The sequence below is a fragment of the Aeromonas schubertii genome, assembly GCF_000820105.1.
In the GTDB taxonomy this organism is placed as follows: domain Bacteria; phylum Pseudomonadota; class Gammaproteobacteria; order Enterobacterales; family Aeromonadaceae; genus Aeromonas; species Aeromonas schubertii.
Genome location: NZ_CDDB01000088.1, coordinates 1 through 17,151, shown reverse-complemented (window position 1 = coordinate 17,151; position 17,151 = coordinate 1). Strand labels below are relative to the sequence as shown.

General features: G+C 62.2%; 19 protein-coding genes. 3 read left to right on the top strand and 16 right to left on the bottom strand.

What is annotated here, in order from left to right; translation table 11 throughout:
* Entirely contained in the window at positions 1–822 is an 822-nt protein-coding gene (locus tag BN1133_RS17160) for a symmetrical bis(5'-nucleosyl)-tetraphosphatase (protein ID WP_050667675.1), read from the top strand.
* 46 nt (positions 823–868) lie between these two features.
* On the opposite strand, the gene folA is transcribed toward BN1133_RS17160, so the two are convergent.
* From folA to rplU, 6 genes are all read right to left on the bottom strand, one after another.
* Positions 869–1,357: a type 3 dihydrofolate reductase gene (gene folA, locus BN1133_RS17155; RefSeq protein ID WP_050667674.1), complete on the bottom strand. Its 489-nt coding sequence runs from the start codon at positions 1,355–1,357 to the stop codon at positions 869–871.
* Between the two features lie 10 nt (positions 1,358–1,367).
* Positions 1,368–1,835, bottom strand: coding sequence for a threonine/serine exporter family protein (locus BN1133_RS17150; RefSeq protein WP_050667673.1), 468 nt, complete (start codon positions 1,833–1,835; stop codon positions 1,368–1,370).
* Complete coding sequence (locus tag BN1133_RS17145) at positions 1,832–2,629, bottom strand: threonine/serine exporter family protein (protein WP_050667672.1); 798 nt, start codon at positions 2,627–2,629, stop codon at positions 1,832–1,834. Before BN1133_RS17145 ends, BN1133_RS17150 begins: the two co-directional genes overlap by 4 nt.
* Positions 2,630–2,739: 110 nt before the next feature.
* On the bottom strand, positions 2,740–3,921 hold the full coding sequence (gene cgtA / locus BN1133_RS17140; RefSeq protein ID WP_050667671.1) for an Obg family GTPase CgtA: 1,182 nt from the start codon (positions 3,919–3,921) through the stop codon (positions 2,740–2,742).
* 165 nt (positions 3,922–4,086) lie between these two features.
* Entirely contained in the window at positions 4,087–4,344 is a 258-nt protein-coding gene (rpmA, locus tag BN1133_RS17135; RefSeq protein ID WP_050667670.1) for a 50S ribosomal protein L27, read from the bottom strand.
* Positions 4,345–4,363: 19 nt separating this feature from the next.
* Entirely contained in the window at positions 4,364–4,675 is a 312-nt protein-coding gene (gene rplU, locus BN1133_RS17130) for a 50S ribosomal protein L21 (RefSeq protein ID WP_005345816.1), read from the bottom strand.
* Between the two features lie 239 nt (positions 4,676–4,914).
* Between rplU and ispB the strand changes: the two genes are divergently transcribed.
* A complete protein-coding gene (gene ispB, locus BN1133_RS17125) occupies positions 4,915–5,886 on the top strand; it encodes an octaprenyl diphosphate synthase (protein ID WP_050667669.1) in 972 nt (323 codons plus the stop codon).
* 63 nt (positions 5,887–5,949) lie between these two features.
* On the opposite strand, the gene BN1133_RS17120 is transcribed toward ispB, so the two are convergent.
* The 10 genes from BN1133_RS17120 to BN1133_RS17075 form a co-directional block, all read right to left on the bottom strand.
* Positions 5,950–6,135, bottom strand: a complete 186-nt coding sequence (locus BN1133_RS17120) for a DUF2065 domain-containing protein (RefSeq protein WP_050667668.1) — start codon at positions 6,133–6,135, stop codon at positions 5,950–5,952.
* Positions 6,136–6,177: 42 nt separating this feature from the next.
* A complete protein-coding gene (gene hflC / locus BN1133_RS17115) occupies positions 6,178–7,056 on the bottom strand; it encodes a protease modulator HflC (RefSeq protein WP_050667667.1) in 879 nt (292 codons plus the stop codon).
* Between the two features lie 3 nt (positions 7,057–7,059).
* Positions 7,060–8,220 (bottom strand): FtsH protease activity modulator HflK, encoded by a 1,161-nt coding sequence (gene hflK / locus BN1133_RS17110; protein ID WP_050667666.1) that lies wholly within the window; start codon positions 8,218–8,220, stop codon positions 7,060–7,062.
* 16 nt (positions 8,221–8,236) lie between these two features.
* Entirely contained in the window at positions 8,237–9,556 is a 1,320-nt protein-coding gene (gene hflX / locus BN1133_RS17105; RefSeq protein ID WP_050667665.1) for a ribosome rescue GTPase HflX, read from the bottom strand.
* Between the two features lie 53 nt (positions 9,557–9,609).
* Entirely contained in the window at positions 9,610–9,879 is a 270-nt protein-coding gene (gene hfq, locus BN1133_RS17100; protein ID WP_050667664.1) for an RNA chaperone Hfq, read from the bottom strand.
* 79 nt (positions 9,880–9,958) lie between these two features.
* Complete coding sequence (gene miaA, locus BN1133_RS17095; RefSeq protein WP_082178046.1) at positions 9,959–10,876, bottom strand: tRNA (adenosine(37)-N6)-dimethylallyltransferase MiaA; 918 nt, start codon at positions 10,874–10,876, stop codon at positions 9,959–9,961.
* A 1-nt stretch (position 10,877) separates the two neighbouring features.
* Positions 10,878–12,719: a DNA mismatch repair endonuclease MutL gene (gene mutL / locus BN1133_RS17090; protein ID WP_050667663.1), complete on the bottom strand. Its 1,842-nt coding sequence runs from the start codon at positions 12,717–12,719 to the stop codon at positions 10,878–10,880.
* A gap of 3 nt (positions 12,720–12,722) precedes the next feature.
* Complete coding sequence (locus BN1133_RS17085) at positions 12,723–14,324, bottom strand: N-acetylmuramoyl-L-alanine amidase (RefSeq protein ID WP_050667662.1); 1,602 nt, start codon at positions 14,322–14,324, stop codon at positions 12,723–12,725.
* A gap of 3 nt (positions 14,325–14,327) precedes the next feature.
* Complete coding sequence (gene tsaE / locus BN1133_RS17080; protein ID WP_050667661.1) at positions 14,328–14,786, bottom strand: tRNA (adenosine(37)-N6)-threonylcarbamoyltransferase complex ATPase subunit type 1 TsaE; 459 nt, start codon at positions 14,784–14,786, stop codon at positions 14,328–14,330.
* A gap of 21 nt (positions 14,787–14,807) precedes the next feature.
* Complete coding sequence (locus BN1133_RS17075; RefSeq protein ID WP_050667660.1) at positions 14,808–16,295, bottom strand: bifunctional ADP-dependent NAD(P)H-hydrate dehydratase/NAD(P)H-hydrate epimerase; 1,488 nt, start codon at positions 16,293–16,295, stop codon at positions 14,808–14,810.
* Between BN1133_RS17075 and queG the strand changes: the two genes are divergently transcribed.
* Positions 16,294–17,151, top strand: an 858-nt coding sequence (gene queG, locus BN1133_RS17070) for a tRNA epoxyqueuosine(34) reductase QueG (protein ID WP_050667659.1), incomplete at its 3' end; no start/stop codon positions are given. The two genes, BN1133_RS17075 and queG, sit on opposite strands and share 2 nt — an antisense overlap.

Below are 17,151 nucleotides of genomic sequence, written 5' to 3'. Positions count from 1 at the left end.
ATGGCTAACTGCTTCGTCGGTGATATCCAGGGCTGTTACGACGACTTGCGCCGTCTGCTGGATCTCGCCCGCTTTGATCCCGCCCAGGATACCCTCTGGCTGTGTGGCGATCTGGTCGCCCGCGGTCCCGGCTCCCTCTCGGTACTGCGCTTTGTCAAAGAGCTCGGCGAGCGGGCCATCAGCGTGCTCGGCAATCATGACCTGCACCTGCTGGCCGTGGCCGGGGGCCATGCACCGCTCAAGAAGAAGGACAGGATCGAGGAGATTATCAAGGCGCCCGATGGGCTCGAGTTGCTCGACTGGCTACGCCATCGCCCCCTGCTGGCCGAACACCCCGAACATCCGCTGCTGATGGTCCATGCCGGCATCTCCCCCGCCTGGGACGTGACCACGGCTCGCCGCTGCGCCCGTGAGGTAGAGAGCCTGCTGCAGGGCGATCAACATCAGTGGTTGCTCAAGCATATGTACGGGGATCAGCCGGATCGCTGGAGCGAAACCCTGACCGGCATCGAACGCTACCGCTACATCATCAACGTCTTCACCCGGATGCGTTTTTGCTACTTCGACGGTCGCCTCGACTTCAAGTGCAAGCTGGGCCCCAAGGAGTCGACCCCGGGCCTGCGTCCCTGGTTCGAGCAGCGGGAGCATCACAGGGACGATCCAGTGATCATCTTCGGCCACTGGGCCGCCCTGATGGGCCAGTGTCCGGTCGCCGATATCAAGGCGCTGGATACGGGGTGCGTCTGGGGTAACAGCCTCACCCTGTGGCGCTATGAGGACGATGCTCTCATCGCCACCCCCTGCCCCACTCACGCCAAGTGACCCCATCAATAACAGAAGAGGCCACCCCAGGGTGGCCTCTCGTTTTCTACCGCTGTCGCTCCAGAGTCTCGAAGCGATAGGGGTAGGGATTGCGCTCATCCGGCTGATGGCACACCAGATCGCGCCGGTTCCAGGCATAGGCCTGATAATCGGGGAAGCGGGTATCCCCCTCCACGGTCAGATCGATATGGGTGAGGTAGAGCACATCGGCCCGCTCCAGCAGTTGGGTATAGAGCTTGCCACCACCGATGATCATCACTTCGGGCACCTCGCCAACGGCCGCCAGGGCCGCCTCGACCGAGGGGAAGACCTCGACGCCGGAGGGGGCGTAGTCAGGATTGCGACTGATCACCAGATTGCGCCGACCCGGCAGGGGGCGGCCAATAGACTCGAAGGTGCGCCGCCCCATCAGGATCGGCTTGCCCAGGGTCACCTGCTTGAAGTGGGCCAGATCCGCCGGCAGGTGCCAGGGCATGGCATTGTCGCGGCCAATCACCCGATCCCGGGCCATGGCCGCTATCATGGCTATCTTCATCTTCTCCCCCTCACACTATGGGCCGGTTACGGTACACGACCAGCGAAGGGATCGCCAGACCGAAGCTCAGAGCCGCCACGATGAAGATGGCCTTGAGGCCGTTTTCGATGGCGCCCTCGAGCAGGGGCATGGAGGCCCCCCGGATATTGAGCTCGACGATGGCGATCATCGCCTTGAAGGCGTAGCTGCCGGGGATCATGGGAATGATGCAGGCGACGCTGAAGACGGGTCTGGGCACCAGCAAACGGCGCGCCCAATAGACGCAGACAAAGCCAACCGTGGTGGCCGCCGTCAGGGTGGCCCACTCGATAGGCAACCCCGAATGGATAAGCAAGGTGCGCAGACTGTGAGCCAGAGCCCCTCCCATGGCGCAGTACTTCAGCATCCGGGGCGGCACGTTGAAGATCATGGCGAACCCCACCGCCGGAACGGCAGACCAGAAGGCGTCCTTGGCCAATAACCAGAGCAGCTCCATCATACCTTCCACCCCCAGATGCCGGTGACAGACATGGCCATCAGAATGCCAAGCGCCGCACTGATGGTCAGCAGGGTAGCGGTGCCCCAGCGGGCCAGCCCCATGTTGAAGTACCCCTTCACCATGTCGGAGACGGCGTTGATGAGCGGGAAACCGGGTACCAGCAGCAGCACACTGGCGGCCATGGCCAGATAGGGTTGCTCCCCCCAGCCGAAGAAGGTGGCACTGGATGCGAGCAGGGTGGCGATAAAACCAGTGACGGCAAAGTTGATGAGGGGGCTGTGGTGGTGGCGGGCCATCAGCTGGCGCACCCGCATGGCGACGGCCGCCGCCACCGAGGTTACGGCAAAGACGGGCCAGTCCCCCCCAAACAGCAGGCTGAAGGCGCCACAGGAGAGCCCCACCATCAACACCACCAACCAGGGGTGATAGTGGAAGGGGACGATGGCATCGAGCCGCTGACGTACCGCCTCGGCCCCGATCAATCCCTTCTCGGCGAGGATGCAGATCCGCTGGATCTCGCACACCACCGCCATGTTGATGCCATGCTCCCGAACCCGCCGCGTGGTGGTGATGCAACTGCCGCTGCTCAGGCTGGTGATCACGATGGCGCTTGAGGAGATGGCCATCTCCACACTCTCCAGACCCAGCGCCATGCCAACCCGCACTGTGGTCTGCTCGATAAGGCGGCTCTCGGCGCCAAACTGGGCCAGCATCTGGGCAATCTTGACGATAATGCGGGTGATCTCTGTCTGCTGCTCGCGTGACAATCCCCGTCCCGGTGTATTGGTATCCATCTTCCTGGGCATCCTTGCAGAAAAGGGCCCCATTCTATGTCAGGCAACCCCTGCCGTGGCTTGCCCTAACGCAAAAAAAAGCCGCCTCAGCGAGGCGGCTCTGGGGATACTTAGTCCCGGACGTAGATGATCTCGACCCCATCGTCGTCATCTTCATCCCAGTCATCATCATCGACATCATCTTCACTGTCCTGTTCGATCTGGGCAATCTGGTTGCGATGATAGTCATCCCACTTGAACTCGACCTTGTCGATGGCTTCTTTCGCATCTTGCTCGAGTTGACGGGGCATGGTGTCCAGCAGATCCAGGATGTCGTAGCACACCTTCTGGGTGCCTTCCTTGCTGATGGCGGTGATGGCGTAGGTCGGCCCTTCATGGCCCAGCGCCGCCTTGACGCGCTCCATCACCTCGACCGCCTCCTCCTCGAGCATCAGATCGAGCTTGTTGAAGACCAGCCAACGCGGCTTGGCCGCCAGCTCGGGGCTGTACTTCTCCAGTTCATGGACAATAGTCACGGCATTTTCGGCCGGATCGGAGCCGTCGAACGGGCAGATGTCGACCAGATGCAGCAGCACACGGCAACGCTCGAGGTGCTTGAGGAAGCGGATACCGAGACCGGCCCCCTCGGCGGCACCCTCGATGAGCCCCGGAATGTCGGCAATCACGAAGGAGCGGCTGTTCTCGCCACGCACCACACCGAGGTTCGGAACCAGGGTGGTGAAGGGGTAGTCGGCAACCTTGGGCTTGGCGGCAGAGACGGCACGGATGAAGGTAGACTTGCCGGCGTTGGGTAGCCCCAGCATGCCGACATCGGCCAGCAGCAACAGCTCGAGGCGCAGGTTACGCACCTCACCCGGGGTACCGTTGGATTTCTGGCGCGGCGCGCGGTTGACCGAGCTCTTGAAGCGGGTGTTGCCGAGGCCATGGAAGCCCCCCTTGGCCACCAGCAGCTTCTGCTCGTGACGGGTGAGATCCCCCAGCAGTTCGCCGGTGTCCTCATCGATGGCGCGTGTTCCCACCGGCACACGCAGGGTGAGATCCTTGCCGCGACGACCGGTACAGTTCGCCCCACGGCCATTCTCACCACGCTCGGCGGCGTGGAAGCGCTCGAAACGGTAATCGATCAGGGTGTTGAGGTTCTCGTCTGCCAGCAGATAGACGTCACCACCATCACCACCGTCGCCACCATCCGGGCCACCGAAGGGGATGTACTTCTCGCGACGGAAGCTCACACAGCCGTTACCACCGTCACCGGCATCGACTCGAATCAGGACTTCATCAACAAACTTCATGGGTTACCGTCACCTCAATTCGAAAAACCGATACGCAATTATAGTGATCTCCGCCACGGCGAGCGATCGAAACGCCACCGTCCCCGGCAGGCCAGCGCCATCAGTTTTCGTACACAAACAAAAGCCCCGCCAGTTGGCGGGGCCTCGGATCCTTGCGGTCCGTACTTACTCAGCAACGATGCTGACGTACTTACGGTTCTTCGGACCTTTAACTTCGAACTTCACCTTGCCGTTCGCGGTAGCGAACAGGGTGTGGTCCTTGCCCAGACCAACGTTGTTACCGGCGTGGAACTTGGTGCCACGCTGACGAACGATGATGTTACCAGCCAGTACAGACTCGCCACCGAAACGCTTAACGCCCAGGCGTTTGGCTTCAGAATCGCGGCCGTTGCGGGAGGAACCGCCAGCTTTTTTGTGTGCCATTTATCGGACTCCTAATCTATTAAGCGCTGATGCCAGTGATCTTGACTTCAGTGAACCACTGACGGTGGCCCATGTGCTTGCGATGGTGCTTACGACGACGGAACTTGATGATCTGAACCTTGTCGCCGCGGCCGTGAGCCACAACTTCAGCCAGAACCTTGCCGCCTTCTACGAAAGGAGCGCCAACCTTGAAAGTGTCGCCTTGGGCAACCATCAGTACTTTATCGAACTCGATGGCAGCACCGGTCTCGACGTTCAGCTTTTCCAGACGAACGATCTGACCTTCGGCTACACGGTGTTGTTTTCCGCCGCTTTGGAATACCGCGTACATTTTTTAACTCCGTATAGGCACATCTTTGCTCATGGCAGATGTGCACAAAAACTGAATAACAATGGGCCGGCATTTTACGCAAATTGATCCCCTCAGGCAAGGTCAATTTCAAAAAAAGTTTATTTTGTGCGCACCTCTGCCGGCGCATCAAACGCCTAACTGTAACCCATAGTGAATTCGTGTAAAATCCCCGCAACAGCAATCCGGGCAGTCCTGCTGCCGTCGAGTCAAAGAGAACTATGGACCAAACGGGAATTCGTGCGCTGACCGAGGCCGATATGACGGCCGTCAACGCCCTGATCATCGAACGGTTGCAGTCTGACGTCAGCCTGATCAACCAGCTCGGCTACTACATCATCAGTGCCGGTGGAAAACGTATGCGCCCCATGCTGACCGTACTGGCCGCCCGGGCGCTCGGCTATGAGGGCAGCGATCACCTCAAGCTGGCGGCCATCATAGAGTTTATCCACACCTCGACCCTGCTTCACGACGACGTGGTGGACGAGTCGGATCTGCGTCGCGGCCGTGAGACCGCCAACGCCATGTTTGGCAACGCCGCCAGCGTCCTGGTCGGGGACTATCTCTACAGTCGTTCGTTCCAGATGATGTCTGAGCTCTCCAACCTGCGCATCATGGAGATCCTCGCCGACGCTACCAATACCATCGCCGAGGGCGAAGTGCTGCAGTTGATGAACTGCAACGACCCGGATACCACGGAAGAGAGCTACATGACGGTCATCTACTGCAAGACCGCCAAGTTGTTCGAGGCCGCGACCCGCCTCGCCGCCGTACTGACCCATCAGTCGCCCGTCATCGAGCAGGCCATGACCGACTACGGTAAGTACCTGGGTACCGCCTTCCAGATCATCGATGACGTGATGGATTACTGCTCCGACAGCCAGGAGATGGGCAAGAACGTGGGCGACGATCTCTCCGAGGGCAAACCCACCCTGCCCCTGCTCTACGCCATGGCGGTGGGCAGCGCCGAGGAGCGCCAGATCATCCGCGAGGCCATCGAACTGCGTAACGGTATGGAGCGCCTCGATACCGTACTGGCAATTCTCGAGCGCACCGGCGCACTCGACTACGCACGGCAACGGGCCCGGGAAGAGGCGGACAAGGCCATCTCTGCCCTGACCATACTGCCGGCCGGCCCCCATCGGGAGGCGCTGGAGACCCTGGCCCATATGGCCGTTCAGCGCAGCGCCTGAGACCTGCCGCCTGAAGAAACCTGAAGAGAAAAGAGAGCCTGCGGCTCTCTTTTTTGCTCTCGCCTAACCCAGCGTCATCCAGAGAATGACGGCGCCACTCACGGCCAGACAACCACCGAGGCGGCGCAGGCTCTCGGGTGGCTGTTGTGCCAGTTGGCTCAACACCTGCTGCCAGAGCCTTGGCATCAGCAAGGGACCCAGCCCTTCAAACAGCAGAAGCAGCCCCAGGCCAATCAGTATTGCGTTCATCTTGGCTCCAAGAAGAAGGGCCTGCAGTGCAGGCCCTTCGGACTATTTGGCATTCGCATCCTTGAGGTAACGGAAGAACTCGCTGTCCGGCTTGATGACCATCATGTCATTGTTGCCGGCGAAGCTCTTGCGATAGGCCTCCATGCTGCGCACGAAGCTGAAGAATTCGGGATCCTTCTTGTAGCTCTCGGCGTAAATCTTGGCCGCCTCGGCATCCCCCTCACCACGCAGCTGACGGGCATGGCTCTCGGCATCGGCCAGCATCACGGTGACCTTGCGATCGATATCGGCACGCAGTACCTCCGCCTTCTCGCGGCCCTGGGAGCGATGCTCACGAGCCACGGCGTTACGTTCGGCGCGCATCCGTTGGTAGATGGAGTTGGAGACCTCAACCGGCAGGTTGATCTGCTTGATCCGCACATCCACCACCTTGATGCCAAGCTCGGAGGAGCGAGCCATCTTCTTGAGGGCATCCTCCATCACGGCACCGCGCTCACCGGAGACGATATCCTTGATGGTGCGGTTACCTATCTCGGAACGCAGACCGTTGTTGATCTTGCGCTTGAGCAGGGCCTCGGCTTGCATCCGGTTGCCACCACCGGTCGCCAGGTAGTATTTGGAGAAGTCCTCGATCTTCCACTTCACATAGGAGTCGATGATGAGGTCTTTCTTCTCGGAGGTGACGAAACGATCGGCCTGACCGTCCAGAGTCTGGATGCGGGCATCCATCTTGCGCACGTTGTCGATGAGGGGCACCTTGAAGTGCAAGCCCGGCTCATAGACCCTGGGCTGCCCTTCGGCATCACGCTTCACCTTGCCAAACTGCACGACGATCCCGCGCTGCCCCTCGTCCACCACGAATACGGAGGTGAAACCCAGCAGGGCGATCACGGCCACGGCACCAATAGCCATCTTCTTCATCTATTAGTTCCTCCCGCTGAAACGATCGCCACCGCGGATGGGGGCGGGAGCCGAGTTAGCCCCCTCCATCACACCGCTACCCGACTGTTGAGAGTCGACGCCAGCCATGGGCACCTGTGGCGCCACGGGGCGTGCCGGCTTGTTGCCAGACCCCAGCTTGTCGAGAGGGAGGTAGATCATGCTGTTGTTACCCTGGGGCAGATCGACCAGTACCTTGTTGGCGTTCTGGTAGATTTCCTCCATGGTCTCGATATAGATACGCTGGCGGGTCAGTTCGGGGGCAGCCAGGTACTGGGGCAGCAACTCGTTGAAACGCGCCACCTCACCCTTGGCCTTCAGTACCACCTGAGACTTGTAACCCTCGGCCTCCTGCTCCAGGCGTTTCACCTGGCCACGGGCCTTGGGTTCGACCTCACGGGCATAGGCTTCCGCCTCACGAATGAAGCGTTGCTCATCTTCCTGGGCGGCGATGGCGTCATCAAACGCATCCTTCACCTCTTCCGGCGGGCGGGCCGGCAGGAAGTTTACGTCCACCACCTGCAGACCCATCTGATAGGGCTCAATGATCTGCTCGAGTCCTTCGCGCGTCTCGCTACGAACCCGTTCACGCCCCGTGGTCAGGATGTCATCCATGGAGTTATGGCCGACCACGTAGCGCAGGGCGCTGTCGGTGGCCTGGCGCAGGCTCTCGTCAGCATTGGTCACGCTAAAGAGATAGGCCTTGGGATCGACGACTCGATACTGAACGTCCATCTCGACGCGCACCACGTTCTCATCCTGGGTCAGCATAAAGCCGGAGGCCGGCAGGGAACGCACGGACTCCACATCGACCGGGATCACCTTGTCGATAAAGGTCGGCTTCCAGCGCAGGCCAGGCTCGACGATATGGGAGTACTCACCAAAACGCAGTACCACGCCACGCTCGGCCTCCTTGATGGTATAGAAGCCGCTCACGACCCACACCACCACACCCACGGCGACGGCCACGGAGAGGCCCACCCGGCTGAATTCACCACCGGAGCGATTGCCCCCCCCGAGCAGACCACCCAAACGGCGGCTCAGGTTTTTAAAGAGATCATCCAGGTCCGGAGGACCCTGATTCTTGCCGTTATTCCCCCAGGGATCCCGGTCTTTGCCATTATTTCCAGGCTCATTCCAAGCCATCAGCGTCTCCATTAACTCATGCAGATGGAAGATGGACTCTATCAGCACCTTCATGACTGATAAAGCGTTGTAACATGTCACCCTCTTGCTTCAGCAGGCGATTCCAGTCGGCTGCCGGCAGGCGAACCTCCAGCAGGCAATCCCCCTCCTCGTTGAAGCACTCCTGCTCTATCCCCTTGAGGCGATAGAAGATACTACGCAACCGGGCCTGTGACGGGGGCAACCGCAACAGGTGGTGTACCATGGCTCCGGAGAGCAGTTCGGTCAACGCCTGATAGAGGAGCTCACACCCTTCACCGCTCTGGGCAGAGAGCCAGACCCGCATCGGCCGACCCTCTTCATCACGCTCCAGCATGGCGGGACGATCCGCCAGCTTGTCGATCTTGTTGCAGATCATCAGCTGGGGGCGATCATCGGCCTCAATCTCGGCCAACACGCTCTGAACCGATGCGATGTTCTCCTGCATCTGTTCGTCGGCGCAGTCCACCACGTGGAGCAGCAGGTCCGCCTCCCGGGTCTCTTGCAGGGTCGCCTTGAAGGCGGCCACCAGGTCGTGAGGGAGGTGGCGGATAAAGCCGACCGTATCGGCCAGGATCACATCGCCCACATCCTTTACATCGAGGCGGCGCAGGGTCGGATCAAGGGTGGCAAACAGTTGGTCGGCAGCATACACGCTGGCGGCTGTAAGTTGGTTGAACAGAGTGGACTTGCCGGCGTTGGTGTAACCCACCAGAGAAACGGTCGGAACCTCATTGCGATTGCGGGCGCGGCGCCCTTGCTCGCGCTGCTTGGCCACCTTGTCGAGACGGCGCAGTATGTACTTGATGCGTTCACGCAGCAGACGACGGTCGGTCTCGAGCTGGGTTTCACCCGGACCGCGCAGGCCGATACCGCCCTTTTGACGCTCCAGGTGGGTCCAACCACGAACCAGTCGGGTCGAAAGGTGACGCAATTGGGCCAGCTCAACCTGCAACTTACCCTCGTGGGTGCGAGCGCGCTGGGCAAAGATATCGAGGATGAGACCGGTACGATCCACCACCCGACACTCGATCAGACGCTCGAGGTTGCGCTCCTGGGCCGGAGTCAGGGCGTGATTGAAGATGACTACGTCGGCACCAAGCATACGCACCTGCTCGGCGATCTCTTCGGCCTTACCGCTACCGACGAAGTATTTGGAACTGGGTGCACCCCGACTGGTGGTGACGACGGCCAGCGTATTGACCCCGGCAGAGCTGACCAGCATTCTGAGCTCTTCGAGATCTTCCCGCTCACCCTCGTCGCTGAAGTTGACGTGCACCAGAACAGCCTGTTCGCCTCCTTCATAACGGTCAAACAAGCGAAAACTCCTTCAATGTCAGTGGGCTATCGTTAAAGAAAACCCGAATCGGGTCAGGCTTCACTCTCACCCTGCTGCTCGTCGGACTGACCGCCCTGGGCAGCATGCTGATGATGGTTAACGGCGCGAGCCGGCACCACGGTGGAGATGGCATGCTTGTAGACCATCTGGCTGACGGTGTTCTTGAGCAGGATAACGAACTGGTCGAAGGACTCGATTTGACCTTGCAGTTTGATGCCGTTCACCAAATAGATAGAAACCGGAATACGCTCACGGCGCAGCGCATTCAAAAACGGGTCTTGGAGAGATTGCCCCTTAGCCATCTTTCTTTCCTTCATTTAATTGTGTTTGTTGTTGTAAGACGTTGGTCGTCGATATAACAACCTGATTATACAAGGAGTGTCAAGCTACACCAACGACGCTGAGCACTCGCTGAACATTATCCTCATCACCCGTTGTCAACCAGGTCACATCGGGCCAACCCCGCAGCCAGGTCATCTGACGCTTGGCCAGTTGCCGGGTCGCTACTATGCCACGATACCGCATCTCATCATAACCGACCTCCCCGATCAGGTAGTCCCACATCTGGCGATAACCGACACAGCGGATGGAGGGGAGATCCGGCGTCAGGTCTCCCCGCTCGAGGAGTCGACGCACCTCCTCTTCGAGCCCCCCTTGCAGCATCAGATCGAAACGCAGTTCGATGCGCCGGTGCAACTCACTGCGCTCCTCGGGGGCGATGGCGAACTGGCTCACCCGATAGGGAAGCGCCTCCCCCTGAATGCGCGTCAATTCGGTGAGGGTCTTGCCGCTCACCCGATAGACCTCGAGAGCCCGGGTCAGACGCTGGGGATCGTTGGGATGAATACGGGCACCGGCCACCGGGTCGACACGACTCAACTCATCGTGCAGTGCCTGCCAGCCGAGACGCTCGGCCTCCTCTTCCAGCTGGCGACGCACCTCGGGATCGGCCGAAGGGAGCGGCGAGAGCCCCTCCAGCAAGGCCTTGAAATAGAGCATGGTGCCACCAACCAGCAGAGGAATACGGCCACGGCCGGCGATCTCGGCCATCTCGCGCAGGGCGTCGCGGCGAAAGTCGGCGGCCGAATAGCTCTGGGACGGATCCAGTATGTCGATGAGCCTGTGGGGGGCTGCGGCCAGCTCGGCCGCGCTCGGCTTGGCGGTGCCTATGTCCATCTCCCGGTAGATCAGCGCCGAATCGACGCTGATGATGTCGCATGGCAGCACGCGGGTGAGCGCGATGGCGAGATCCGTCTTGCCCGAGGCGGTCGGCCCCATCAGAAAAATAGCCCGGGGCAACTCAGCCACGTTCAAACTCCTCTATCAGTTCGGCCACTGGCAGCAGGCGCGTCAACGACGGCCCATCCAGCAGGTCGGAATAATCGCAGGCCAGCTCCTGTAACAGACGACTGGCGGTGGTGAAGTCATAGACCTTGCCCGTACCACAACCCTGTTCGATGAGCCAACGGCAGAGCTGATCCCGCTCCGACTCACCGATGGCCTCCGGCAGACTGGCCAGCATTTGCAACAGCTCGGGGAAGAGCCGTGCCAGGTCGCAGCTACGCAGCAGGGCCGGCACCCGGGTCAGGATAAGGGTCTCACGCCCCCCGCCCTTCGACTCGAAGCCCATGCGTCTGAGCACCTCGCCACGCAGCTCGCTTTGCTCGAGCAAACTCGCCGGGAGCTTGAGGGAGACCGGCAGCAGCAGCGGTTGGGTGGTGAGCCCCTGGGGCCACTGCTCTTGCAGATGGGCCAGCAGCAACACTCCTTCGGCACGGCGCAATGAGAGCAGACCGAGGCGCCCCTCCTGCTCCCACAATAGATAGCGCCCCTGCACCAGGGAGAGGGCGCGCGCCCCCGTCGTCACCGAGGCCGGCTCCGGCAGAGCCACAGGCTCCGCAGCCGGCAGCGTACTCATCAGGGCCTGCATGCCGCGCACGGCACGGGGATCAACCCCCTCACGGGGACCGCGGCCAACACCCGCACCCGCGGAAAAACCACCCGGGGACTCCTGCACCGACGCCGGAGCTCGATAGGCGTGTTCCGCCTCATACCACTCGCCCCTGGCGGCCTGACCGGGGTAAACAGGCGCCGGCGCACTGGGTAACTCCACCTGGCTCTCGGCCAGGGGCAGCTCGGCATCGGCCGCCTGACGCAGGGCCGTGTAGAGCGCCTGGAAGATAAAGTCGTGTACCAGACGAGCCTGATGGAAACGCACCTCATGCTTGGCCGGATGCACGTTTACATCCACCTGGCGCGGGTCGAGTTCGATATAGAGCACATAGGCGGCGTGGTGATCGGAGGGCAACAGCTCGTCATAGGCCTGGCGAATGGCGTGGTTGATGAGCTTGTCGCGCATCATGCGGCCGTTGACATAGGTGTATTGCAGATCGTTTTGCGCCCTGGCCCCCTGAGGGGTCGAGATCCAGCCACGCAGGCGCACATCGCTGTGCTCGCTCTCCACCGCCAGCGCATGATGCATGAAAGGAGTACCGCACACGGCGGCGAGGCGCCGCTCCTGCTCCTGCACCGTCTGAGCCGCCTTGTACTGGCGCACCACCTTGCCGTTGTGGCGCAGGATCAGGGTGATATCGAAGCGCGACAGGGCGATGCGACGGATCAGCTCGTCGATATGGGCGAATTCGGTCTTCTCGCTGCGCAGAAACTTGCGCCGGGCCGGGGTGTTAAAGAAGAGGTCGTTCACCTCCACCGTGGTCCCCACCGGATGAGCCGCAGGGCGCACCGCTACCTGCATCTCCCGTCCTTCGGCCTGGGCCTGCCACGCCTCTGACTGGGCGGCGGTTTTGGAGGTAAATGTCAGGCGCGACACCGAGCTGATGGAGGCAAGGGCCTCGCCGCGAAAACCCAGGCTGGCAATCCCCTCCAGATCGTCCAGAGTCGCCACCTTGGAGGTGGCGTGGCGAGAGAGCGCCAGCACCAGCTCATCCTGGGGGACACCGCAGCCGTTATCACGGATGCGGATCAGCTTGGCCCCCCCCTTCTCGATATCGATCTCAACCCGATCGGCACCGGCATCGAGACTGTTCTCGACCAGTTCCTTGACCACGGAAGAGGGGCGCTCGACCACCTCACCGGCGGCGATCTGGTTGGCGAGAATGGGAGGAAGGATACGGATCGGCATGGCTTACTCCTGAGGGATCTTCAGCACCTGGCCAATCTGGATCTCGCGCGACTTCAGGTTGTTATATTCGACCAGCCTGGCCTGGGTCACGCCATAGCGCTCGGCCAGACGGGACAGGCTCTCCCCCCGTTTCACCTGGTGGCGGATCGGCGGTTTGGCCGCACTGGCGACCCCGCTGGCCGGGACCTTGAGTGTCTGTCCAATCTGGATTTCCCGCGACTTCAGGTTGTTGAGCTCCACCAGGGCCGCCTGGGTCGTGCCATATCGAAACGCCAGCAGAGAGAGGCTCTCTCCCCGTTTGACCACATGCCGAGCGGTGGCCTGGGACCCACCGCTGACGGGGCGGGCCGTCGCGACTTCACTGTAAGGTTTGATCACCCCAGCCGCCGACCCTGACGATGCCGCCGGAGTTGCAGAAACAGCCGGACGCGGCGCGGCAGCCACACTCTGGGCTGGCTTGCCCTTGAGCATGGGCCCCTTGGTGGGATGAGTGAGATAGTAGGAGCGAATCCCCTGGAAGATGGCCCGGGCCACCTTCTGCTGATAGGCGGAGGAGCCGAGCAACTTCTCCTCCTCGTGGTTGGAGATAAAACCGGTTTCGACCAGCACAGAGGGGATATCGGGCGACTTGAGCACCGCCAGACTGGCGTGCTGGGGCGCCTTCTTGTGCAGACGCGCCACCTGACCGAGGTGGCGCAGGATCTGGCGGCTCACGTCGTACCCTTCGGCCCGGGACTTGTCCATGGAGAGATCCAGGAAGGTGCGCGCCAGATAGGGGTTGGGATCGGACTCGGCGATCACCTTGCCTACCCCGCCGAGCAACTCGGACTGCTTCTCCTGCTGCTCCAGCCAGCGACCCATCTCGCGGTTGGCGCGGTTGGTCGAGAGTACCCAGACCGAGGCTCCGCGCGGGGCCGAGCTGTTGAAGCTGTCCGCATGCACCGAGATGAGCAGATCCGATTTCCCCTTGCGGGCAATTTCGGAGCGTCGGTTGAGGTCGACGAAGTAGTCCCCGCGACGGGTCATCACGGCACGCATGCCCGGCTCCTTGTCGATGAGGGCCGCCAGATGCTGGGAGATGGCCAGGGTCACCCGTTTCTCGAAGGTACGCCGCGGCCCGATGGAGCCAGGATCTTCGCCCCCGTGTCCGGCATCGATGGCGATGACGATCTCGGGATGGCCACTGCGGGCCACCGGCTTGCTGCTGGGCTGACTCCCCTTCTCCTCATAGGGCAGATCGATCACCAGACGGTGACCATAAGGGCCTGCCGGCGCCAACGGGAAGACCACCGGCTTGATCGGCTCGCTCAGGTCCAACACCAGCCGGATGCTACCGCTCTGGGTCGGCGTGCTCTCGCGCAGCCGGCGCACCACCTGGCTCTTGTTTTCAATACGAGCCAGATTGGTCCCATTGCTGGTGCTCTTGATGTCGATGACCAACCGAGCCGGATTGGTCAGGGTCTGAAACTGGTAGTCGGGAGCACTGGCCATGTCGAACACCACTCGGGTGCTGTCGGGAGAGGGCCAGATACGCACTCCCTTGAGCTGGTTGGCCCAGGCAGGCAGGGCGGCGATGGCAAGCAGGCAGGCGAGAAGTAGGCGCACGTATCAGATCCGTTGTAACAGGGCTTCACCAATGGCAGTCCGGGCAATGAGCTCAGCCTCCCGCTGCTCTCCCACATAACGCAGGGTGATCTCGAGATCCGGGGCGGGCAACCAGCCCTCACCCTTTTCGGGCCACTCCACCAGACAGAGGGTCTGCTCGGCGAAGTAGTCGCGGATCCCCATGAACTCCAGCTCTTCCGGATCGGCCAGGCGATAGAGATCAAAGTGATACACCTGCCAGTCGGCCAGCTCATAGGGCTCGACCAGAGTATAGGTGGGGCTCTTTACCTTGCCGGTATGGCCCAATCCCTGTACCCAGCCGCGGGTCAGGGTGGTCTTGCCGGCCCCCAGATCCCCGTGCAGGAATACAGTAGTCGCCCGCTCCAGGGCACGGGCCAAACGCCCGCCGAGATCTACGGTGGCCGCCTCGTCGGACAGCGACACCAACAACTGTTTGGTCATGTTCTCAATCGTTTCTTGTGGTTATGACGGATTGGCGAGCCGGCGTATCCAGGGCAACAGATCCGAGGCTAGCAGCCCTCGCTCACCCTCTGCGGCGGCCCGGTCGGCCGCCTCCCCATGGAGGGCGACGGCGAGACAGACGGCGTCACTTGGTGCCAACCTCTGTGCCAGCAGGGCGCCGATTATACCAGATAACAGATCCCCCATGCCGCCCCCGGCCATGCCGGGATTCCCCTCGTTGCAGAGCCAGCAATGGAGTCCGTCGTGGATCAGGGTACCTGCTCCCTTGAGCAGTACCACGCCGCCATAGCGCTGCTGCAGCGCCGCCACGGCGGCGAAGCGGTCGGCCTCAACCACCGCCACGGCGCAATCCAGCAACCTGGCCGCCTCACCCGGGTGAGGCGTAAGCACCCAATTATCCTGATGATGGGGGGCCTGTGCCAGCAGATTGAGGCCATCGGCATCGACCACCAGCGACCGCTCCTGACACAAGAAGCGCTCAAAACAGCCCCTGGCCCACTCATCCTGACCGAGACCGGGGCCGATGACCCGCACCGTGTCCCATCGACCATCCTGCAGATCCCCTTGCATCAGCTCGGGCTGGCTCAAGGCTGGCGAGGGCAAGCCGGGGTGCTGGCATACCCGCACCAGGCCGGCGCCGGCTCGCAGGGCAGCACGCCCCGCCAGCAAAATAGCCCCCCCCATGCCGGAATTACCACCGACCAGCAACACCCGGCCGTGATCGCCCTTGTGGGCAGAACGACGTCTTGGTACCAGTCGGGATGCGAGGAGCGGATAGTCGATACGCAGGGCCGCGGGGCGCCCCCAGCGCTCGATCTCGAGTCCCAGACTGGCCACAGCCAGCTCCCCTACCTGATCCGGGCCGCGTCCGGTGAGCAACCCCTGCTTGAGGCCGATAAAGGTGAGGGTATAGGTAGCCTGCACGGCACAGCCGAGCACGCTGCCGGTATCGGCCTGCAAGCCGGAGGGGAGATCCACCGCCAGCACGGGCACGCCGGCCGCTCGCCAGCGATTGATCGCCTCGATGAGCATCGCCTCTGGCCCCGTCACCTGATGAGCCAGACCGGTGCCGAGCAGGGCATCGACCAGCAGGTCGGGAGTCTCCAGCCCGCCCATCGACTCCAGCACCTCTCCCCCTGCGGCCAACCAGGCGCTGGCGGCACGCCCGGCATCCCCCTTGAGACGCGCCGGCTCACGGGTGGCCACCAGCTGCACTCGCAACCCACGCTCGCGCAGCAGACGGGCCAGTACATAGCCATCGCCGCCGTTGTTGCCCGGACCACAGCAGATGAGAATACGCCGCGCCTCGGGCCAGTTGCGCTGAATGATCGACAGCAGCGCCGCGCCTGCCCGCTCCATCAGGGTATAGAGAGAGAGCCCGGCCGCACTCGCCAGCTCGGCCTCGGCCTGGCGTATCTGTTCGGCACGCCACAGGGCCTGTGGTAGACTTGATGGCGTCTCCATGCCACACCGATAGTGCTCGCCCATGAGTTCCCTCCCGCAACCCTCTTCCGAGTCCGATCTGCACGCTCTGGCCCACCATATCAAGCTCTGGGCGAGGGAGCTAGGCTTCGACCAGGCCGGCATCACCGACACCGATCTGAGTATCGAGGAGCCACGCCTGCAGGCCTGGCTCGACGCCGGCTATCACGGCAGCATGGAGTACATGGAGCGCCACGGCATGCTGCGCGCCCGACCCGACGAGCTGCTGCCGGGGACCCTGCGGGTCATCTCGGTGCGGATGAACTATCTCCCCTTCGAGGCGGGATTCGCCGCCACCCTGCGCGACCCGCGTCTCGGCTACATCAGTCGCTACGCCCTCGGCCGCGACTATCACAAGGTGCTGCGCAATCGTCTCAAACAGCTCGGCGAGCGCATCGAGCAGGCCTGTGCAGGGCTGGGTTACCGCCCCTTCGTCGACTCGGCACCGATCCTCGAGCGCCCCCTGGCGGCCAAGGCGGGGCTCGGTTGGGTGGGCAAACACTCCCTGCTGCTCAACGCCGAGGCGGGCTCCTTCTTCTTCCTCGGGGAGCTGCTGGTCAACATCCCGCTGCCCCTCGACGCCCCGGTGGAGAAAGCGCAGTGCGGCAAGTGCACCGCCTGCCTCACCATCTGCCCCACCGGTGCCATCGTCGCCCCCTATGTGGTGGACGGACGACGCTGCATCTCCTATCTCACCATAGAGAGCGACGAGCCCATCCCGGTCGAACTGCGACCGGCGCTCGGCAACCGTATCTATGGCTGCGATGACTGCCAGCTGATCTGCCCCTGGAACCGCTACGCGGACGCCACCCCCGAGCCGGACTTCACCCCGCGCCCCAATCTGCACCGCCCCCCCCTGCTC